Source organism: Microbacterium sp. MM2322 (assembly GCF_964186585.1).
In the GTDB taxonomy this organism is placed as follows: Bacteria; Actinomycetota; Actinomycetes; order Actinomycetales; family Microbacteriaceae; genus Microbacterium.
Genome location: NZ_OZ075067.1, coordinates 1,178,096 through 1,198,642 on the forward strand (window position 1 = coordinate 1,178,096; position 20,547 = coordinate 1,198,642).

Sequence of the window (20,547 nt, forward strand, 5' to 3'; positions counted from 1 at the left end):
GGGTCTGACCAATCGGTCAGACCCCGCCGCTTTCCTGCCAGAACAGCTCAGTCGTTCGAGCGGTCGTCCTTCTTCCGAGGCGAGTCGTCCACCACGATGATGTTCGACGGACGGTTGGCCGTCTCCGGGTTGTGGCCGTCATCGATCGGGCGGAGGGGAGCGTCGGGGACTCCGGCGCGCTCATGAGCGCCCTGGATCTCCTCCTGCTCCTCGTGCTCGATGTGCTCGAGCTCGTGGTGCTGGTGAGCGATCGCGGCATCCACCTCGGCCTGCGTGACCGGCGACAACCGGTCCTCGAAGAACCAGCGCGACAGCGAAGCGCGGACATTCTGGGTCCACGGGATGCGGCCGTGGTCGTTGGGCCGGACCACCAGAGGCTCGTGAACCTCGAAGTCGATCAGCTTGACCCGCTCGTACACGTCGACGGGCTGGTGGACCTCGATGTACTCGCCTCCGGGGAGACGGACGATGCGACCCGACTCGTAACCGTGGAGCGCGATCTCGCGGTCCTTCTTCTGCAGAGCGATCGCGATGCGCTTCGTGACGAAGTACCCGACGATCGGGCCGACGAACAGGAGCGCCTGGAGGGAGTGGATGACACCCTCCATGGTCAGCGAGAAGTGCGTGGCGATGATGTCGGACGATGCAGCAGCCCACAGCACGGCATAGAAAATCACGCCGGCGACGCCGATCGCGGTCCGGGTCGGAGCGTGGCGGGGACGCTGCGCGATGTGGTGCTCACGCTTGTCTCCCGTGACCCACGCCTCGATGAACGGGTACACCGCGACGAGCACGATGAACAGGGCCAGGACCGTCAGAGGCAGCAGGATGCCGAACGAGAACGTGTGGTCGAACAGGACCAGATCGAGGTTCGACGGTGCCAGGCGGAGGGCGCCGTCCGCGAATCCGATGTACCAGTCAGGCTGGGTACCCGCGGAGACGGGGGAGGGGTCGTATGGTCCGTAGTTCCAGATCGGGTTGATCGTGAACAGTGATGCGATCAGGACGAGCACACCGAACGTGATGAACAGGAAGCCGCCCATCTTCGACATGTAGATCGGGACCATCGGGTAGCCCACGACGTTGTCGTTCGTGCGCCCGGGGCCGGCGAACTGCGTGTGCTTGTTGATGATCATCAGCATCAGGTGCGCCGCGATCAGAGCGATCAGGATCAGGGGCAGCAGCAGGATGTGGAGGGTGTACAACCGGCTCACGATCGCCGTTCCAGGGAACTCGCCGCCGAACAACAGATAGGACGTCCACGTCCCGATCAACGGGATGCCCTTGATCATGCCGTCGATGATGCGGAGACCGTTACCCGAAAGGAGGTCGTCGGGAAGCGAGTAGCCGGTGAAGCCGAGGGCCATCGCCAGGACGAAGAGGACGAATCCGATCACCCAGTTGAGCTCGCGCGGCTTACGGAATGCGCCGGTGAAGAACACGCGGAGCATATGGACACCGATGGCCGCGATGAACAGCAGGGCCGCCCAGTGGTGCAGCTGGCGGACCAGCAGGCCACCGCGGAGGTCGAACGAGATGTTCAGGGTCGACTCGAGCGCAGCGGACATCTCGATGCCCCGCAGCGGCGCGTACGCACCGCTGTAGTGTGTGGGCGCCATCGATGCTTCGAAGAAGAACGTCAGGAACGACCCGGACAGGAAGACGACGACGAAGCTCCACAGAGCGATCTCGCCGAGCATGAACGACCAGTGGTCCGGAAAGATCTTCCGGCCGATCTCCTTGACGAGACCGGAGATGCTGGTCCGCTCGTCGATGTAGTTCGCGGTCGCGCCGATGAAACGACCGCCGAGGGGCTTCTCGGTCGTCGTGGCCACGGTGGTGGCCGGTGAGGATTCAGTCGCGGTGCTCAATGACGCTCCCAGAAACTTGGCCCGACGGGCTCTTCGAAGTCGCTCTTCGCGACCAGGTAACCGTCTGCGTCCACCGTGATCGGCAGCTGGGGGAGCGGTCGGGCGGCCGGGCCGAAGATGACCTCGGCGCCGCGCGACACGTCGAACTGTGACTGGTGGCAGGGGCAGAGCAGGTGGTGGGTCTGCTGCTCGTACAGCGCGACGGGGCATCCGACGTGCGTGCAGACCTTCGAGTACGCCACGATCCCGTCGTAGGACCAGTCGAGGCGGTTGTACTCGGCGGGGAGCTGCTCAGGAAGCAGCCGCATGAGGAGGACGATGGCCTTGGCCTTCTCCTCGAGGTAGCCGTCGAGGTGGTCGACGTCCTTCAGCGATTCAGGGATGACGTGCACGGCGGATCCGAGTGCGATGTCCGCAGCGCGGATGGGAAGGCCGGAGGGGTCGTGCGCGAGACGCTCGCCCTCTTTCCACATCGTGTGCTTCAGCAGAGCGACGGGGTCACCGACGAAGGGGTGATCCGGGTTGTTCGACCCGTGCGGAGCAAGGCCACGGAAAAGAGTGACACCGGGCACGATCGATGCGACCACGGCGGCGATGAGACCGCCGCGAATTGCCGTGCGGCGCCCGAAACCGGACTCCTCGTTCGCTTCGCGGAAGACGTTGACCGCAGCTTCGCGAGTCGATTCCTTGCCGCGGGTCGGGTGACGCTCTTCGATGTGCTCCTTGTCGGGCATGATCGCCTTCGACCAGTGGATCGCTGCGATCCCGATCGTGAGAAGGGCGAACCCGATGCCGAGTCCGATGAAGAGGTTGTTGCTCCGGATGTCTCCGAAGTTTCCGGTCTCGATCGGGAAGAGCATGTAGGCGGCGATCGCCCACAGGCTGGCGGCGAGCGAGACGTAGAACAGCGTGTAGACGGTGCGGACCGCGCGATTCATCGCGGCAGGGTCCTTGTCGGTCATCCGCTCGCGGTGGGGCGGCAGACCGGGGTTCTGCACGGGGTCGGCGACCGCGACGACGAGTCCCGACGAAGGCCGAGCCTTCTCGAGCGCCTGCGGCTCTTCCTCGTGTGACATTGTGCTCCTCGCCTAAAAATTCTTTACGTCAGTGGGGGTCAGTTGGACTTCGCGGTGATCCACACCGAGATGCCGATCAGCGTGCCGATGCCGAAGATCCAGATGAACAGACCCTCGGACACGGGCCCGAGCGACCCGAGCGTGAACCCACCGACGGGTTCGCTCTTCTGGAGGTACATGAGCGACGAGATGATGTCGCGCTTCTCGTCGGGCGTGATGGTCATGTTGTTGAAGACCGGCATGTTCTGCGGGCCGGTGACCATCGCTGCGTAGATGTGCAGCGGGCTCGTCTTCGTGAGGGCAGGCGCGTACTTGCCTTCGGTCAGGGCGCCGCCCGCGGCTGCGACGTTGTGGCACATCGCGCAGTTGACACGGAACAGCTCCGCACCCTCCGTGAGGTTGCCGCCTCCGTCGAGGATCTCCTCGTCGGGGTATGTCGGACCCGGCGCAACGGACTGCACCCACGAGGCCATCGCCTTGATCTGGTCCTCCGTGAACTGCGGCGTCTTCTGCGGAGCCTGGGGGCCCTGCGCCTGCAGGGGCATGCGACCCGTCGACACCTGGAACTCGACGGACAGTTCGCCGACGCCATAGAGCGAAGGACCATCTGCGGTGCCCTCGAGGTCGAGGCCGTGGCAGGTCGCACAGTTCGCCTGGAACAGCTTCTTACCGTCTTCGACGGTCAGTGTGGAGGCGGTGTCGGTGGGCGATGTCGACGCCATTGCCGCGGATGCGCCGGCGTAGATGCCACCCGTGAGCAGCAGGCCGACGCCGATGAGAGCGGCGGCCGCCCACTTGCTGCGACGGCCAGCCTGCCGACGCGGGGTCTTGGATGCCATTGAGGAACTCAGCTCCGCTCTGTATTACCGGATGAAGTAGATGACGGCGAAGAGGATGATCCACACGACGTCGACGAAGTGCCAGTAGTAGGACACGACGATCGCGGAGGTCATTTCTTTACGGCCGAAGTTCTTGACGGCGAAGGCACGTCCGATGATGAGCAGGAAGGCGACGAGGCCACCCGTCACGTGGAGGGCGTGGAAGCCGGTCGTGATGTAGAAGGCCGACGCATAGGAGTCGGCACTGATGGGCATGCCCTCCGCGACCAGGGTGGCGTACTCCCACACCTGACCGGACACGAACACCGCGCCCATGATGAACGTGAGGTAGAACCACTCGACCATGCCCCACTGGCGGAAGTTCCAGAAGGACCCGCGACGGTAGGGCTGGAAGCGCTCGGCTGCGAAGACGCCGGCCTGCGCGGTGAAGGATGACAGCACGAGGATGAGCGTGTTGACCGCGGCGAACGGGATGTTCAGCAGTTCGGTCCGTCCGGCCCACAACTCCGGCGAGGTGTTGCGGATCGTGAAGTAGATCGCGAAGAGGCCTGCGAAGAACATGACCTCGCTGCCCAGCCACACGATCGTGCCGACAGCCACGGGGTCCGGTCGTTTCACCGAACGCAGTGCCTGGTTGTATGTCGCGGGAGTCGTCGTCACGCTCCCCATTATGGCCGATGTTGGGGGAGGGTTTCGCATTCCTGAAGGTACTTCTGTCTTTCCGCGGGGTCGGCGGTGTCGATGGGTCCGCCGGGAGTCGCCTACCAGAGTGCTGAGTAGGATCAGGGGTCATGGCGGACATGTACTCCTGGCCCGAGATTCTCACCACGGTGCTCGAGGGGAAGAACCTCAGCGTGTCCGAGTCGACGTGGGCGATGCGCCAGGTGATGCGGGGGGAAGCGACACCGGCGCAGCTGGCCGGCTTCCTCGTCGCTCTGCGAGCGAAGGGCGAGACGGTCGACGAGATCGTCGGCTTCCGCGATGCGATTCTGGAGGCCGCGGTCCCTCTTCCCGTGCCCGCTGACGTCCTCGATATCGTTGGGACGGGCGGCGATCGTTACGGGACCGTGAACGTGTCGACGACCGCCTCGGTCATCGTGGCGGCCACCGGCATCCCCGTCGTCAAACACGGCAACCGCGCCTCCAGCTCGAAGTCGGGTTCATCCGATGTTCTCGCCGCCCTCGGCGTCGACCTCACCCAGGCGCCCGAACGCGTCGCCGAGGTGCTCGAGGAGGTCGGGATCACCTTCGCGTTCGCGTCGGCATTCCACCCCGGGTTCCGGCATGCGGGTCCTACGCGGGCGGAGCTCGGGATCCCGACGGTGTTCAACTTCCTGGGTCCCCTCTGCAACCCGGCGCGCGCCGAGGCGAACGCTGTCGGCGTCGCGCACCTGGACCGCGTCCCGCTCATCACGGGGGTGTTCCAGACACGCGGTGCGACGGCGCTCGTGTTCCGCGGTGACGACGGGATGGACGAGCTCACGACCACCGGCCACAGTCGGGTCTGGGAGGTCAGTCGCGGCGACGTGCGCGAGCACGACCTCGACCCGCGAGACCTCGGCATTCCCCGCGCAGAGATCGCCGACCTGCTCGGCGGTGACGCCCAGCACAACGCGGAGATCGTTCGCCGGGTGCTCGACGGCGAGCCCGGGCCGGTCCGCGACATCGTCCTCCTGAACGCGGCGGCGGGAATCGTTTCGTATCGGTTGTTCCGGGATGCCGCAGAGCTCCAACGGCCGTTCGTCGAACGCCTCGCCGACGCCTATGCAGAGGCCGCTGCGGCGGTCGATGCGGGTGCCGCGCGGTCGAAGCTCGACGCCTGGGTCGCTGCGTCCGGACGCTGACTCGTCATGGACCCGATCGACGCCCTCACCGAGATCGCTGAACTTCTCGAGCGGGATAGGGCGTCGCGGTACAAGTCGAAAGCGTTCCGAGCGGCTGCGCAGACCCTTGCCGGATTGAGCCCGGCCGATCGCGAAGACGTGTCTCGCCTCCGAGCGCGAAAGGGCATCGGGGATTCCACCTTCGCCGTCATCACGGAAGCCTTGTCGGGACACGTCCCGACATACCTGGCCGAGCTCCGCGAGCGAGTCGCCCCACCGGAGCCGTCGGCGCTGCGCACCCTGCTCCGGGGCGATCTCCACGCGCACTCGGACTGGTCGGATGGGTTGACGCCTATCGAGCTGATGGCCGACGCGGCGCGTGCGCTCGGTCACGAGTATCTGGCGCTGACTGATCATTCACCGCGGCTGCGGGTGGCGAACGGGCTGTCGGCCGAGCGACTCCGCGAGCAGCTGAAGCTCCTCCCGGACTTCAGCGACGAGGCGTTCACCCTGCTGAGCGGAATCGAGGTCGACATCCTCGATGATGGTTCCCTCGATCAGGAGGATGAGCTTCTACGCTCCCTGGACGTCGTCGTCGCCTCAGCCCACTCCTCTCTGCGCATGGATCGGGTGCCGATGACGCGGCGGCTGGTGACGGCGGCATCCGACTCTCGTGTCGATGTCCTCGGTCACGTCACCGGTCGCCTCGTGTCGGGTGCTCGGGGGACGCGTCCCCCTTCGGTGTTCGACGCGCGAGCCGTCTTCGAGGCGTGCGCGGAGTACGGCACGGCCGTTGAGATCAACTCGCGCCCGGAGCGCGAGGATCCCCCCGACGAGCTGTTGGCTCTCGCGATCGAGATCGGATGTGTCTTCTCGGTCGATTCCGATGCCCACGCTCCCGGTCAGCTGTCGCTCCTCGATCACGGCGCCGCCCGCGCCGAGCGGGCGGGCGTGCCGGCGGATCGCGTCATCACGACCTGGCCAATGACCCGCCTGCGCGAATGGAAGGCGACGCGCTGAGCCGTCAGGCCCGAGCGGCCAGAGCCGCGGCCGCGCGCGTCGCGGAGGAACCCAGCGACCACGCCTCGGCCAGGTGAGTCACCACTGCGTCATCCGGAAGGGTGATGCGGGAGTCGACCTCCGGGAGATGGAGGGTCCTGACGACTTCGACGACACGCGGTGCCACGTCGAGGTACTCGGATGCGGCGATGATCTTCGCCTGTACTCCCGAACTCATTCCTTCGCCAGCCTGAGCGGCCCGCCGGATGCCGTCGAGGTCACCGTGTGCGGCGAGCAGAGTCGCCGCCGTCTTCTCGCCGACACCCGCGACCCCGGGCAGCCCGTCGGAGGCATCCCCTCGCATAGCGGCAAAGTCCGCGTATTGGGACGGGAGAACCCCGTACTTGGTCACGACGGCGGCATCCGTCAGCACCTCGAGCTTGCTCATGCCCCGACCGGTGTAGATGACGCGGACGCCGCGGGAGTCGTCCACCAACTGGAAGAGGTCGCGGTCGCCCGTGATGACGTCGACGGGCATCGTGTTCGTCGATGCCAGCGTGCCGATCACGTCATCCGCCTCGTGGTCGGCCGCGCCGATGATCGGGATGCCGAGTGCGCCGAGGGCTTCGCGGATCACCGGGACCTGGATCTCGAGAGGGTCGGGGACCTCCTCGATGTCTGGCGCGGAAGGGACCGCCTGGGCGACGCGGTGCGTCTTGTAAGACGGGATGAGATCGACACGCCACTGCGGACGCCAGTCGTCGTCCCAACAGGCGATCACGTGCGTCGGCTCGTACGTGGACACCAGTTTGGCGATCATGTCGAGGAAGCCGCGGACGGCATTCACGGGACGGCCGTCCGCCGCCTTGACGGTGTCGGGAACGCCGTAGAAGGCGCGGAAGTAGACGCTCGCGGAGTCCAACAGCATGAGGCGTTCGGTCACGCGCTCATCCTCGCACTCAGCACCCGGGGCCGCTCGGGTCTTCCGCGCAGGTGCGTTCGACGAGCGCGGTGTCAACGTCGACGATGCGGATCACGGTGGTGGGTGCAGTGAGCTCGAGCAATCCCGCGATCGGGAACCAACCGCCCCCTGCGTCGGCCTCCGCCGCATACCGGATCGTCACGCCGACCTCGTACTCGCCCGGTTCGCCGTAGCTGTGACTGGTGTCGGTCGCCGTGAACTGCGGCACATCGAGGTCTTGCCACGAGGTGCCAGGGCTGGTCGTCTCCCGGCGAGTGCCGTCGCCGTAGTCGAAGACGTAGGAGACGGGGGTGAATCGGACCGTCACGGGGATGTCGAAGATGTCACCGGTCACGGTGTGTTCGGTCGCGTCGACGACGAAGTTCGTCGGCATTCCCACCACGCCGATGCCGTCTGGTTCGCCGACGACCTGCGGCGGGTCCGGAGCGAACTCCGCGACGTCCTCGATGGTGGCGGTGGTCGGATCCGGGGCAGCGGGGGCAGGTGCGGGTTCGGCCGGCTGCTGCTCGGCTTGCTCCGTGCCGGGCAACGGCGCACCGCCGGGGGTGATGGTCGCGCCCCCGCACGCCTGATCGAACGCACACTCCGCAAGCCATTCTTCGCGAGTTCGGCTGCCGGGGTAGAACGCGTCAGGGTCGCGCACCGGGGGAGGGGCAGTCGTCGAGCCTCCGCCGTGCGCTTCGCCGCCGTTCGAGTTCCGTGAAGGCGGATCGGGGGTCCGGGTTTCGTCTCGGGTGGCGCCGATGGCGACGGAGGTGCCCTCATTTTTCGCATCGCACGTTGAGACCCACCCGCCGGCGCTGCATTCGCTGGACGACGTTGTCGCCGGTGCGAACGGGCTCAGTGCGAGCGCTACCAAGAGGACTCCGCTCAACACGAAGGTTCTCCATCACGACCGTCGAGCGAGACGATCTTAAAGGCGGCTGCATGTCTACTTAGATCGAGGGTGATGAGGACACTTTGGACGTCCGGGCGCTCGTCGTCGACAATCGATCTGCCTGAAGAGTCGAGAACGTCAACTTTTGAAACATCAACGCAACTCGCTAGCTGGGCGCGGTTTGCGTCTGGTGACCACTCGATCGGCTCAAGTCGGGAAATTTTTGATTCGCCTCGTACCGTCAACCTCTCGGCGTGGTACTCGCTCAGTGTTTTCCGCTCTTTGTTCACAGCGTCACCAGACATCAACGCATAAACCGGCTCGAAGGTCGCGGGATCCGACAGATCCACTTCATTCAACGCATCCACATACGCCCGATAGGTGGCCTCCGCCGCGGCGAAGGCTTCCTCCTTCGACGCGAAGCCTGTCGGAGTGGGAGTGGGGGTGGGAGTCGGAGCGGCGGCCGGTGTGCAGGCGGACAAGACGGCGGCGAGTGTGACCGTGGCTACCAGCACGGCTGAACGTCGAGCGATCATGCGACCACGGTAACGAAGAGACGCCGCCCATCCGCGGGTTCTCCACAGCGCGTAGGCTCGCGGAGGTCGTTCGGGAGCGGTGGGGAGGGATCATGTCGTTCGGAGCTGCGGCATCCGCTCGTCGAGGGCGTCGAATCGCGCTCGATGAGCCCTGCCCGTGTGGGCGACGTGAGTTCGGGGCGTGCTGCGGACCAGTCCTCGGTGGGCGGGCAGCGGAGACGCCCGAGGACCTGATGCGGTCGAGATACACCGCCTTCGCGCTCGGTGACGCGAGGCATCTGCTCGACACGTGGTTCCCCGCGACCCGGCCCGACGACCTGACACTCGACCCCGGGACCAGCTGGACCCGGCTCGACTTTCTCGGCGCGGAGACCGCCGCGGACGGTCGCTCGGGACGAGTGAGCTTCCGCGCCCACTGGCTGGAGTCCGGGACAGTCGAGACGGGTGCCTTGGAAGAAGACAGTCGATTCGTCAGACACTCCGGTCGCTGGTATTACGTCAGCGCCCTCTGATACTCTGGAGCGTCGCACGCGTGGCTCTTGAGTCATGCCCGGGCGACATCGCACCACCAACCACTCTGCCCCGATCGGCTGCCGCACGTCCTCGTGCGGATGAGTTCCGGGGCCCGATTACAACACCATCCAAGGACAACCCCCTACATGACTAACGCAACGACCGCCCCGGCCACCAAGCAGGTCGCCATCAACGACATCGGATCTGCTGAGGACTTCCTGGCCGCGGTCGAAAAGACCCTGAAGTTCTTCAACGACGGAGACCTCATCGAGGGCACCGTCGTCAAGATCGATCGCGACGAGGTTCTCCTCGACGTCGGCTACAAGACCGAGGGTGTCATCCCCTCGCGCGAGCTCTCGATCAAGCACGACGTCGACCCCAACGAGGTCGTCAACGTCGGCGACCAGGTTGAGGCCCTCGTTCTCCAGAAGGAGGACAAGGAAGGCCGTCTGATCCTGTCCAAGAAGCGCGCGCAGTACGAGCGTGCCTGGGGCGACGTCGAGAAGATCAAGGAGAACGACGGTGTTGTCACCGGCTCCGTGATCGAGGTCGTCAAGGGTGGTCTCATCGTCGACATCGGCCTTCGTGGCTTCCTCCCCGCGTCGCTCATCGAGCTCCGTCGTGTCCGCGACCTCACGCCGTACCTCGGCCAGGAGATCGAGGCCAAGATCCTCGAGCTCGACAAGAACCGCAACAACGTCGTTCTTTCGCGCCGCGCCCTGCTCGAGCAGACGCAGTCCGAGTCGCGCTCGAACTTCCTCAACAACCTCCACAAGGGCCAGGTCCGCAAGGGCACCGTCTCGTCGATCGTCAACTTCGGTGCGTTCGTCGACCTCGGTGGCGTCGACGGTCTCGTCCACGTCTCGGAGCTCTCGTGGAAGCACATCGAGCACGCATCCGAGGTCGTCGAGGTCGGCCAGGAAGTCACCGTCGAGATCCTCGAGGTGGACCTGGACCGCGAGCGCGTCTCCCTGTCGCTGAAGGCGACGCAGGAGGACCCGTGGCAGGTCTTCGCCCGCACCCACGCGATCGGTCAGGTCGCTCCGGGCAAGGTCACCAAGCTCGTTCCGTTCGGTGCGTTCGTCCGCGTGGCAGACGGCATCGAGGGTCTCGTGCACATCTCCGAGCTGTCCGGCAAGCACGTCGAGCTCGCCGAGCAGGTCGTTTCCGTCGGTGAAGAGGTCTTCGTCAAGATCATCGACATCGACCTCGAGCGTCGTCGCATCTCGCTGTCGCTGAAGCAGGCCAACGAGTCGGTCGACCCCAACGGCACCGAGTTCGACCCGGCCCTCTACGGCATGGTCACCGAGTACGACGAGAACGGCGAGTACAAGTACCCCGAGGGCTTCGACTCCGAGACCAACCAGTGGAAGGAAGGCTTCGACGAGGCCCGCCTTGCCTGGGAGGCCGAGTACGCCGCAGCTCAGGGTCGCTGGGAAGCCCACAAGGCTGCCGTCGCCAAGGCCCTCGAGGCCGAGGCTGCCGCTCCGGCCGACTCGGGCTCGTCGTCCTTCTCGTCCGAGGTCGCGAGCGGCGCGGGTACCCTCGCCGACGACGAGGCGCTGGCTGCTCTGCGTGAGAAGCTGTCCGGTCGCTGATCGACAACACCTGAATCGAGGGGTCGGAGCCATGTGCTCCGGCCCCTCGGTCGTTCCTGGACGTATCCCGTCCCGCCCGGCGCCCGGTAACGTGCAGGTGTGACGCAAGAGCACGAGGGATCGACTGCAGATCGATCACCGCCGCCACGGACGGGGGTGCGGATGCATCGGTTCTTCGACGCGCCCCGTCGGCAGCTCCCGCTGACAGAGCTTCGCGACCGTGTCGCCGCCAACAACCAGCTCCTCCTGACGGGCATCGTCGCCGCCATCTTCCTCTCTGGAATTCCCAGCGGCTGGCTGGCGGGGGCGCCGCAGTTCGCGCCGGGTGCAGTGATCGTCGTCGTGGCGGCCGTGGCCAGCCTCGCGGTTCCCTGGTCCCGCCTCCACCCCTCGTGGGTGGCCGTCATCCCCCTCCTCGACATCGTCGCCATCGGTCTCATGCGGACATCTGACGTACCGGGGATCGGGCTCTTATGGGCGTTCCCGACGATGTGGCTGTCGTCCATGGGGCGGCTGGGGTTCGTGGCGGCATGCGTCGGTTCGATCAGCGCGTATTGGATCGCCCTCCTCTTCGTGCCGGAGTTCCAACTCACGTGGGCCGTGATCGTTCTCCCCGCGGTCGTCATCGCCATCGGCGCATCCACGTACAACGCCACGCGACGTTTCCTTGCTCAGCGCGCCCTGCTCGACCGCCAAGCGGAGCGTCTGACTGCCGCTCTGCGATACGCGAGCCGGCAGGAGCAACTTCTGACTGAGGTCCTCGACACCGTCGACTTCGGTGTCCTCCGGGTCGGCGCGGACGGTGAGATCACCTTCGTCAACGACGCGCTCGGTCGTTTCCAGCAGCGCATCCCGGGATTCGGGCGAGTCGACGGCGGGGAGCAGATCTTCGCCGCCGACGGAGAGACCCCACTGGCGGCAGAAGACCGACCCCTTTCGCGCATCATCCGAGGAGAGAGCTTCAGCGACGTCGTCCTCTGGTACGCCGTCTCGGATTCGCGCCGTGCCGCGCTCAGCCTCACCGCCCGGCGGATGAGGGATGCCGACGGCAACCCCGCAGGCGTCGTCCTCGTCGCGCGCGACGTCACTGACGAGCGGACCGCGCTCAAAGCGCGCGACAGCCTCGTCGCCTCGGTCTCCCACGAGCTGCGCACTCCGCTGACCTCGATCATCGGATACCTCGAGCTCGTGCTCGACACGGAGGACGTCCCGGATTCGGTGCGTCGGCAGGTCGACGTCGCGTACCGCAACAGCGAGCGCCTCCTCAGCATCGTGTCCGGGATCCTCGCCGCATCCACCGCCTCACGGATGTCAGCAGAGGTGACGGTGTCGCCGGTGATCCATGACGTGGGATCGGTCGTCCGGGCCGCGGCATCCGATCTCGCCCCGGTCGCGAAAGAGCGGGCGATACGCGTCGATACGAGCGATGTGGACGACACCCCTGCCTTCATCGATCCGGCCCGCATCCGTCAGGTCGTCGACAATCTGATCAGTAACGCCATCAAGTTCAACCGCGACGGCGGAGCCATCGTGCTGAGCAGTTCGACGGACGGTGACGTGTCGTGGTTCCTCGTCCGCGACACGGGGATCGGGCTGACGCCGGAGGATCAGGAACGGCTGTTCGAGCGGTTCTTCCGCGCAGAATCCGGAGTCGCCGGGACGGGCTTGGGACTGGCGATCAGCCGAGAGATCGTCCGAGCCCACGGCGGCGATATCACGGTGACGTCCACGAAGGGAACGGGCACGACGTTCATGGTCCGCCTGCCCGCACATGCCACCGCCGTGCCCGAATCGTCCGAGGACGCGCCATGAGCCTTGATCTCTTCTCCGTGACGGTCATGAGCGCGATCGTCGCGTTCGTCGCCACCGCGATCTTCGTGATCGAGACGCTCCGTCGCCGGGATGCCGGCGCGGGCAGACTCTGGGCAGTTGCCTACCTCTGCGGGACGGTGACCACCTTCGCCTACATCTCGTGGGCAGCGGGCATAGGCGCGGAAGTGAGTATCGCGATCGGCAATGCCGCCTTCGTCATGACCCCGGCATTCATGTGGCTCGGCAACCGGCGTTTCAACGACCGCCCTATCGTCTGGCAGTCCATCGTCGTCGCGGTGCTCGCGGTGACGACGTTCCTTGCCGCCGTCATCCGTGTCCCGATCGAGGGCGCGTGGGGCGGATGGACGGTCATGGCCGCACACATCGTCTTCTTCTTCCTCGCCGGGGGATGGGAGGCGACGCGCCGGCCCATGGGCCGCATGGGCAACGCACGCCTGCTGAGCGGCGTCCTGTTCGCGGCCGCGGTGTACTACGTCGCCCGGCTCGGCGTCTTCATCGTCGGCGGCGGGCCCGACGAACCGTTCTTCGTCACCTGGTTCGGCTCCATCTCCGCCAACATCGCGACCGTCGTGCTGACGATGGTCGCCGTGGTCGTCACGTCGATCCTCCGCGCCACGAAGAGTGCGACCCAGCGTTACGAGTGGCTGAGTGAGAACGGCGTCGCAGCCGACGGCGTCATGCTCGCCAGGACCTACCGCGACGCCCTCGGGGATATGGCGGAGCGCGCCGGGTGGCGCCGCGAACTCGTCAGCGTGATCATCGTCCACGTCGACGGGCTCGACGAGATGGCTGCCGCCTTCGGGTCGGATGCCGCAGACGAACTCGCCGCCCAATGGCGCCGATCCGTGCGCCGTCACGCCCCGGCATCCGCCTTCGTGGGGGAGGACGGGGACGCGACCCTCGCGGTATGCGGTGTCGCCAGTACCGCTGCGGACGCGCGCCGACAGGGTGCGGTCATCTACCGCGGCTGCATCGACGACCTCGCGGGGAACCCGACTGGGCTGCTTCCCGTCGTGGGCGTCGGGGTCGCGCTGACGGAGACCGTCGGTTACGACACCGGTCTGCTCATGGAGTCCGCACGCGGAGCGGCCATCCGCGCGTCGCGGAGCCTCGAGGCATCCGTTCTCTTCGGAGGTCTCGATGAGGCGCGGTCCCACCTGACCTGACCGGAGCGTGGCATTCTCGAGGAATGCCTCTCATCGCACTGACCGGCGGAATCGCGTCGGGGAAGTCCACCATCGCCCGGCGCCTGGCAGAACACGGTGCCGTCGTGGTCGACGCGGACGGCCTCGTGCGCGAGGTGCAGCAACCCGGCTCGCCTGTCCTGGCCGCGATCGCGGCAGAGTTCGGACAGGACGTGCTGACCCCCGCCGGCGAGCTCGACCGCGCCGGGCTCGCATCCCGCGTCTTCGGTGATCCGGATGCCGTGGGCCGCCTCAACGCGATCGTCCACCCGGCAGTTCGCGAGGAGTCCGCGCGCCGCTTCCGCGCGGCCTTCGAGGCGGATGCGGAGGCGGTTGTCGTCTACGACGTCCCGCTGCTGCTGGAAGCGCGTGCGGAAGACCCCTGGGAGCTGATCGTCGTCGCTCACGCACCGGCCGCGCTTCGTCGCGAGCGACTCGTGACGCTGCGAGGGATGGCGCCGGCCGACGCGGACGCTCGGATGTCGGCCCAGGTGGACGACGAGCGGCGCTTGGCGATCGCCGACGTCGTCATCGACACCGCCGGCGACATCGCCGACACTCTCGCGCAGACCGACGCGCTCTGGGCTCGGCTCACCGCCTGACATCCCACGCCGAGGGCGAACGTCGGAGCCGGTGTCGGAGGCCCGCCCTACGCTGGAAGCATGCAGACCACGCGATCCGTCCGGCCGTTCGAGGTCGTCAGCGAGTACGTCCCGAGTGGTGACCAGCCCCAGGCGATCGCACAGCTCGCCGGCCGTATCAATGCGGGCGAGACGGACGTCGTTCTCCTCGGTGCCACGGGTACCGGCAAGTCCGCGACCACGGCTTGGCTGATCGAGCAGGTGCAGCGTCCGACGCTCGTGCTCGCGCACAACAAGACCCTCGCGGCCCAGCTGGCGAACGAGTTCCGCGACCTGATGCCGAACAACGCGGTCGAGTACTTCGTGAGCTACTACGACTACTACCAGCCCGAGGCGTACGTCCCGCAGACGGACACCTTCATCGAGAAGGACTCGTCGATCAACGCCGAGGTCGAACGCCTCCGCCACTCGACCACGAACTCGCTCCTCAGCCGTCGCGACGTCGTCGTCGTGTCGACGGTGTCGTGCATCTACGGCCTCGGGGCGCCGGAGGAGTATCTCCGGGCGATGGTGGCCCTGCAGGTGGGGGAGCGGTACGACCGCGACGCCCTCATTCGCAAGTTCATCGCGATGCAGTACAACCGCAACGACGTCGACTTCTCGCGCGGCAACTTCCGCGTGCGCGGCGACACGATCGAGATCATTCCGGTGTACGAGGAGTACGCCGTTCGCATCGAGCTGTTCGGCGACGAGATCGAAGCGCTGTACATGCTGCATCCGCTCACGGGCGATATCGTCCAGAAGCTCGAGAGCGTGCCGATCTTCCCGGCATCCCACTACGTCGCCGGCACCGATACGGTGCAGCGCGCCATCGGGACGATCGAGCACGAACTCGAGGAACGTCTCAAGGAGTTCGAGTCGCAGGGCAAGCTCCTCGAAGCGCAGCGCCTGCGTATGCGGACGAGCTTCGATCTCGAGATGCTCCAGCAGCTCGGGTTCTGTTCGGGCATCGAGAACTACTCCCGCCACATGGACGGACGGATGCCGGGCGAAGCGCCCCACACTCTGCTCGACTTCTTCCCCGATGACTTCCTGCTGGTCATCGACGAATCGCACGTCACCGTGCCGCAGATCGGCGCGATGTACGAGGGGGATGCCTCCCGCAAGCGCACGCTCGTCGACCACGGGTTCCGGCTCCCGAGCGCGATGGACAACCGTCCGCTCCGCTTCGACGAGTTCAAGCAGCGGATCGGGCAGACCGTCTACCTGTCGGCCACGCCCGGTCGTTACGAGATGGGCATCGCCGACGGGATCGTCGAGCAGATCATCCGCCCGACGGGTCTCGTCGATCCCGAGATCATCGTGAAGCCGTCGAAGGGCCAGATCGACGACTTGCTCGAGGAGATCCGCCTCCGGGTCGAGCGCGATGAGCGTGTTCTCGTGACGACGCTCACGAAGAAGATGGCTGAGGAACTCACCGACTTCCTCGGCGAGCACGGGGTGCGGGTGCGGTACCTGCATTCGGACGTCGACACGCTCCGCCGCGTGGAGCTGCTCACCGAGCTGCGCCAGGGTGTCTACGACGTGCTCGTCGGCATCAACCTGCTCCGCGAAGGTCTCGACCTCCCCGAGGTGTCACTCGTGGCGATCCTGGATGCCGACAAGGAGGGATTCCTCCGTTCCGGAACGTCTCTGATCCAGACGATCGGCCGCGCGGCTCGCAACGTCTCGGGTGAGGTCCACATGTACGCCGATCGGATCACCGACTCGATGGCCGCCGCGATCGAAGAGACCGACCGCAGACGCGAGAAGCAGGTTGCTTACAACCTCGAGCACGGCATCGATCCGCAACCGCTGCGCAAGAAGATCGCCGACATCACCGATGCTCTCGCACGCGAGGCGAGCGACACCCGCGACATGATGGACAGTCGCAGCAAGGGCAAGAACAAGTCGGGCAAGGGCAAGAGCCCCACCCCGCAGCTGCGGCGAGAGGGGATCGCGGCTGAGGGGGCGAACCAGCTCGAGGCGACGATCGAGGACCTCACGCGTCAGATGCTCGCGGCGGCAGACGAACTCAAGTTCGAGCTCGCGGGGCGACTTCGCGACGAGGTTCAGGACCTGAAGAAGGAGCTGCGGGCGATGGAGCGAGCCGGCCACGCCTGATCAGGCGCCCCTGTCATGGGCAGTGGATGAGCGGGCGCTCGCCCGTCCGGTCGAAGGTGTGCTGCGACATGGGGTTGCCGCAGAGTGGGCAGGCGCGCTCCGTGCGGATCGGTTCTGGTTCGGTCTCGTAAGGACCGACCGAGGCGGGACCGGCGTATCGGATGAGGCGGTTGTTCCACCACGCGTAGAAGCCACCTGCCGCGCGAATCCGCTGGCGGAGCGGCGGCCGAGATTCCCGTTCCTCATCCATACTGATTAGTGTACTAACTATTAGAGGGATGAGGACCTTGATGGACGATGACGCTCTGAAGCTGGAAAGCCAACTCTGCTTCGCGATCGTGACCGCGGCGCGGAATGTCGTCTCGATCTATCGGCCCGTCCTCGAGCCGCTCGGGCTCACGCACCCTCAATACCTCGTGATGCTCGCGCTGTGGGAGAGGGCGCCGCAGTCGCTTTCCGAGCTCGCCGCGACGCTCGCTGTCGAGCCCGCCAGCCTTTCCCCGACGATCAAGCGGCTCGAAACGCAGGGACGTCTGATCCGCCGTCGCCGGGCCGCCGACGAGCGGGTCCTCGACATCGAGCTGACGCCGGAAGGGCGTGCTCTGAGAGAGCGTGCACTGGATGTCCCGCGCCAGATCATGGAACGGGTCGGCCTCGGCGTCGCGGATGTCGAACGGCTGCGGGACGGCCTCCAGCCCTTCGCCGGCGGTCGCGACACGCGCGCGGACTGATCGCGGGGAGCGAAGCCCGGAGCCCATGTCGGTGGCCCAACCTAGGATTGACCGGTGCCCATCGTCCCCGTTCCCCACGCCTCCAAACTCAGTGTCCGCGGCGCTCGCGTCCACAACTTGAAGAACGTCGACCTCGAGATCCCGCGCGACTCGCTCGTCGTCTTCACCGGACTTTCCGGTTCGGGCAAGTCCAGCCTCGCGTTCGACACGATCTTCGCCGAGGGACAGCGCCGATACATCGAGTCCCTCAGCTCCTACGCGCGCCAATTCCTCGGGCAGGTCGACCGTCCTGACGTCGACTTCATCGAGGGACTCAGCCCGGCGGTGTCGATCGATCAGAAGTCGACCAACCGCAACCCGCGCTCGACGGTCGGCACGATCACCGAGATCAACGACTACATGCGCTTGCTCTGGGCGCGCGTGGGGGTGCCGCACTGTCCCGAGTGCGGCGAGCGCATCCAGCGCCAGACGGTGCAGCAGATCGCCGACCAGCTGATGGAGCTCCCGGAGCGCACCCGCTATCAGGTTGTCGCGCCCGTTGTCTCTCAGAAGAAGGGCGAGTTCGTCGACCTCTTCAAAGAGCTCTCCGCGAAGGGTTATGCGCGCGCGATCGTCGACGGCGAGACCATCCAGCTCGCTGAGCCGCCGACACTGAAGAAGAGCTACAAGCACGACATCGCCGTGGTCGTCGACCGCCTCGTCGCGAGCCCCGACATCCTGAGCCGTGTCACCGACTCCGTTGAGACGGCTTTGGGCCTGGCCGGCGGTACCCTGCAGATCAACTTCGTCGACGGAGAGGGAGACGACGCCTGGCAGAGCTACAGCGAGAAGCTCGCCTGCCCGAACGGACACGCGCTCCAGCTCACCGAGATCGAGCCGCGCACCTTCTCGTTCAACGCGCCGTTCGGTGCGTGCCCCGCGTGTTCCGGTCTCGGCACGCGCATGTCCGTCGATACCGAGCTTCTCCTCGGCGACGAAGAGCTCTCGATCGCCGAGGGCGTCATTGTGCCGTGGACCACCCAGGGCAAGGGGTTGTTCCAGTACTACGAGCGCCTGCTCATCGGACTCGCCGATGATTTGGGCTTCTCTCTCGACACGCCCTGGAAGAAGCTCCCCGCCGACATCCAGGACGCGGTCCTCTCCGGCGAGAACTACAAAGTCACCGTCAAGTGGAAGAACCGCTACGGCCGCGAAATGCGCTACGCCTCGGGCTTCGAGGGGGTCATCCCGTACATCGAGCGTCAGTTCACTCAGGCAGAGACCGATACGCAGCGCCAGCGCTGGGCTGAGTTCCTCCGCGAGGTCCCGTGTCCTGTCTGCAACGGTGACCGGCTGAAGCCGGAAGTGCTGTCGGTTCTCGTCCACGGACACTCCATCGCGGATGCCTCCCGCCTGAGCCTCGGCGAAGCGCAGGAGTTCTTCGCCGACCTGTCGCTCACCGACCGCGAGGCGCAGATCGCGGCAGCCGTGCTGCGCGAGATCCGCGCCCGCCTCGACTTCCTCATCCAGGTCGGACTCAACTACCTGAGCCTGAGTCGCGCGGCCGGATCATTGTCGGGCGGTGAGGCGCAGCGAATCCGACTCGCGACGCAGATCGGCTCCGGTCTGACCGGAGTTCTCTACGTGCTCGACGAGCCGTCGATCGGACTTCACCAGCGCGACAACCGCCGGCTCATCGAGACGCTCGTCCGCCTGAAGAGCCTCGGCAACACACTCGTCGTCGTAGAGCACGACGAGGAGACCATTCACGCCGCCGACTGGGTCGTCGATATCGGGCCCCGTGCGGGGGTCGAAGGCGGCAACGTCGTCCATTCCGGTCCCGTCGACCTGCTGCTGACCGACGAGGAGTCCATCACGGGCGCCTACCTGAGTGGGCGGCGTGCGATCGCGATGCCGAAGAAGCGCCGCAAGATCGACAAGAGTCGGCAGTTGCGGGTCGTCGGCGCGCGGGCCAACAACCTCCAGAACGTGACCGTCGACTTCCCGCTGGGCGTCCTCACCGCCGTCACGGGCGTGAGCGGTTCGGGCAAGTCTTCGCTCGTCAACGGGATCCTGTACGAAGTCCTGGCGACCAAGCTCAACGGCGCCCGTCGCGTGGCCGGCAAGCACACGCGCATCACGGGACTCGAGCACCTCGACAAGGTCGTGCACGTCGATCAGGCACCCATCGGGCGGACGCCGCGCTCGAACCCCGCCACCTACACGGGCGTGTTCGACCGCATCCGATCGCTGTTCGCAGAGACCAATGAGGCGAAGGCGCGCGGCTACCAGCCGGGTCGATTCAGCTTCAACGTCAAGGGCGGTCGCTGCGAGGCGTGCTCGGGTGACGGCACCATCAAGATCGAGATGAACTTCCTGCCCGACGTGTACGTCGACTGCGAGGTGTGCCACGGCCAGCGCTACAACCGCGACACGCTGACCGTGCACTACAAGGGCAAGAACATCGCCGAGGTCCTGAACATGCCGATCTCCGAGGCGGCGGACTTCTTCGAGCCCATTCAGGCGATCCACCGATATCTCAAGACGCTCGTGGACGTCGGTCTCGGCTACGTCCGGCTGGGGCAGTCTGCGACCACGCTCTCGGGCGGCGAGGCGCAGCGCGTCAAGCTCGCGACGGAACTGCAGCGACGCTCCAACGGCCGGACGATCTACGTCCTCGACGAGCCGACGACGGGTCTCCACTTCGAAGACGTCCAGCGGCTCCTCGAAGTCCTCAACAGCCTGGTCGACAAGGGGAACTCGGTGCTCGTCATCGAACACAACCTCGATGTGATCAAATCCTCCGATTGGGTCATCGACCTGGGTCCGGAAGGAGGCTCCGGCGGCGGCACGATCGTCGCGACCGGCACACCGGAGCAGGTCGCTGCGGTGCCCGAAAGCCACACGGGGCAGTTCCTCGCCGAGCTCCTGGATGTGGCGCCCGCGCGCAAGGCGGGCTGAC

Annotated in this window: 18 protein-coding genes; 10 read left to right on the forward strand and 8 right to left on the reverse strand. The window is 66.2% G+C overall.

Annotation, left to right across the window (positions count from 1 at the left end; all coding sequences use genetic code 11):
* Nucleotides 1–47 precede the first annotated feature (47 nt).
* The 4 genes from ABQ271_RS05720 to ABQ271_RS05735 are packed head-to-tail and all read right to left on the reverse strand — an operon-like array spanning nucleotide 48 to nucleotide 4,455.
* Complete coding sequence (locus tag ABQ271_RS05720; protein WP_349310858.1) at nucleotides 48–1,835, reverse strand: cytochrome bc complex cytochrome b subunit; 1,788 nt, start codon at nucleotides 1,833–1,835, stop codon at nucleotides 48–50.
* A gap of 32 nt (nucleotides 1,836–1,867) precedes the next feature.
* Entirely contained in the window at nucleotides 1,868–2,947 is a 1,080-nt protein-coding gene (locus tag ABQ271_RS05725; RefSeq protein ID WP_349310530.1) for a Rieske 2Fe-2S domain-containing protein, read from the reverse strand.
* Between the two features lie 38 nt (nucleotides 2,948–2,985).
* Nucleotides 2,986–3,786, reverse strand: a complete 801-nt coding sequence (locus ABQ271_RS05730; RefSeq protein WP_349310531.1) for a cytochrome c — start codon at nucleotides 3,784–3,786, stop codon at nucleotides 2,986–2,988.
* A 24-nt stretch (nucleotides 3,787–3,810) separates the two neighbouring features.
* Nucleotides 3,811–4,455 carry a heme-copper oxidase subunit III gene (locus tag ABQ271_RS05735; protein ID WP_349310532.1) on the reverse strand — a complete coding sequence of 215 codons (645 nt, stop codon included), beginning with the start codon at nucleotides 4,453–4,455 and terminating at the stop codon, nucleotides 3,811–3,813.
* A 122-nt stretch (nucleotides 4,456–4,577) separates the two neighbouring features.
* Between ABQ271_RS05735 and trpD the strand changes: the two genes are divergently transcribed.
* Together trpD and ABQ271_RS05745 are read left to right on the forward strand one after the other, a co-directional pair.
* Nucleotides 4,578–5,630, forward strand: a complete 1,053-nt coding sequence (gene trpD / locus ABQ271_RS05740; protein ID WP_349310533.1) for an anthranilate phosphoribosyltransferase — start codon at nucleotides 4,578–4,580, stop codon at nucleotides 5,628–5,630.
* 6 nt (nucleotides 5,631–5,636) lie between these two features.
* Nucleotides 5,637–6,629 carry a PHP domain-containing protein gene (locus tag ABQ271_RS05745; RefSeq protein ID WP_349310534.1) on the forward strand — a complete coding sequence of 331 codons (993 nt, stop codon included), beginning with the start codon at nucleotides 5,637–5,639 and terminating at the stop codon, nucleotides 6,627–6,629.
* A 4-nt stretch (nucleotides 6,630–6,633) separates the two neighbouring features.
* Here the strand turns inward: ABQ271_RS05745 and ABQ271_RS05750 are convergent, their stop codons facing one another.
* The 3 genes from ABQ271_RS05750 to ABQ271_RS05760 all read right to left on the reverse strand — a co-directional run bounded on the left by ABQ271_RS05750 (nucleotide 6,634) and on the right by ABQ271_RS05760 (nucleotide 9,003).
* Nucleotides 6,634–7,551 carry a 5'-3' exonuclease gene (locus ABQ271_RS05750; protein ID WP_349310535.1) on the reverse strand — a complete coding sequence of 306 codons (918 nt, stop codon included), beginning with the start codon at nucleotides 7,549–7,551 and terminating at the stop codon, nucleotides 6,634–6,636.
* 16 nt (nucleotides 7,552–7,567) lie between these two features.
* A complete protein-coding gene (locus ABQ271_RS05755; protein WP_349310536.1) occupies nucleotides 7,568–8,233 on the reverse strand; it encodes a hypothetical protein in 666 nt (221 codons plus the stop codon).
* A 227-nt stretch (nucleotides 8,234–8,460) separates the two neighbouring features.
* Nucleotides 8,461–9,003 carry a hypothetical protein gene (locus ABQ271_RS05760; RefSeq protein WP_349310537.1) on the reverse strand — a complete coding sequence of 181 codons (543 nt, stop codon included), beginning with the start codon at nucleotides 9,001–9,003 and terminating at the stop codon, nucleotides 8,461–8,463.
* Nucleotides 9,004–9,233: 230 nt separating this feature from the next.
* Between ABQ271_RS05760 and ABQ271_RS05765 the strand changes: the two genes are divergently transcribed.
* The 6 genes from ABQ271_RS05765 (at nucleotide 9,234) to uvrB (ending at nucleotide 16,875) form a co-directional block, all read left to right on the forward strand.
* Complete coding sequence (locus ABQ271_RS05765) at nucleotides 9,234–9,515, forward strand: YchJ family metal-binding protein (RefSeq protein WP_349310859.1); 282 nt, start codon at nucleotides 9,234–9,236, stop codon at nucleotides 9,513–9,515.
* Nucleotides 9,516–9,662: 147 nt separating this feature from the next.
* Nucleotides 9,663–11,114, forward strand: coding sequence for a 30S ribosomal protein S1 (rpsA, locus tag ABQ271_RS05770; RefSeq protein ID WP_349310538.1), 1,452 nt, complete (start codon nucleotides 9,663–9,665; stop codon nucleotides 11,112–11,114).
* A 162-nt stretch (nucleotides 11,115–11,276) separates the two neighbouring features.
* A complete protein-coding gene (locus ABQ271_RS05775) occupies nucleotides 11,277–12,926 on the forward strand; it encodes an ATP-binding protein (protein ID WP_349310539.1) in 1,650 nt (549 codons plus the stop codon).
* A complete protein-coding gene (locus ABQ271_RS05780) occupies nucleotides 12,923–14,113 on the forward strand; it encodes a diguanylate cyclase (RefSeq protein ID WP_349310540.1) in 1,191 nt (396 codons plus the stop codon). Before ABQ271_RS05775 ends, ABQ271_RS05780 begins: the two co-directional genes overlap by 4 nt.
* 23 nt (nucleotides 14,114–14,136) lie before the next feature.
* Complete coding sequence (coaE, locus tag ABQ271_RS05785) at nucleotides 14,137–14,733, forward strand: dephospho-CoA kinase (protein ID WP_349310541.1); 597 nt, start codon at nucleotides 14,137–14,139, stop codon at nucleotides 14,731–14,733.
* Nucleotides 14,734–14,793: 60 nt separating this feature from the next.
* Entirely contained in the window at nucleotides 14,794–16,875 is a 2,082-nt protein-coding gene (uvrB, locus tag ABQ271_RS05790; protein WP_349310542.1) for an excinuclease ABC subunit UvrB, read from the forward strand.
* A gap of 13 nt (nucleotides 16,876–16,888) precedes the next feature.
* On the opposite strand, the gene ABQ271_RS05795 is transcribed toward uvrB, so the two are convergent.
* The gene (locus ABQ271_RS05795; protein WP_349310543.1) at nucleotides 16,889–17,125 is read right to left on the reverse strand and encodes a hypothetical protein; all 237 of its coding nucleotides are present in this window, start codon (nucleotides 17,123–17,125) and stop codon (nucleotides 16,889–16,891) included.
* A gap of 40 nt (nucleotides 17,126–17,165) precedes the next feature.
* On the opposite strand from ABQ271_RS05795, the gene ABQ271_RS05800 reads away from it, so the two are divergent.
* Nucleotides 17,166–17,606 carry a MarR family transcriptional regulator gene (locus ABQ271_RS05800; protein ID WP_349310544.1) on the forward strand — a complete coding sequence of 147 codons (441 nt, stop codon included), beginning with the start codon at nucleotides 17,166–17,168 and terminating at the stop codon, nucleotides 17,604–17,606.
* Between the two features lie 54 nt (nucleotides 17,607–17,660).
* On the forward strand, nucleotides 17,661–20,546 hold the full coding sequence (uvrA, locus tag ABQ271_RS05805) for an excinuclease ABC subunit UvrA (protein WP_349310545.1): 2,886 nt from the start codon (nucleotides 17,661–17,663) through the stop codon (nucleotides 20,544–20,546).
* Nucleotide 20,547 lies beyond the last annotated feature (1 nt).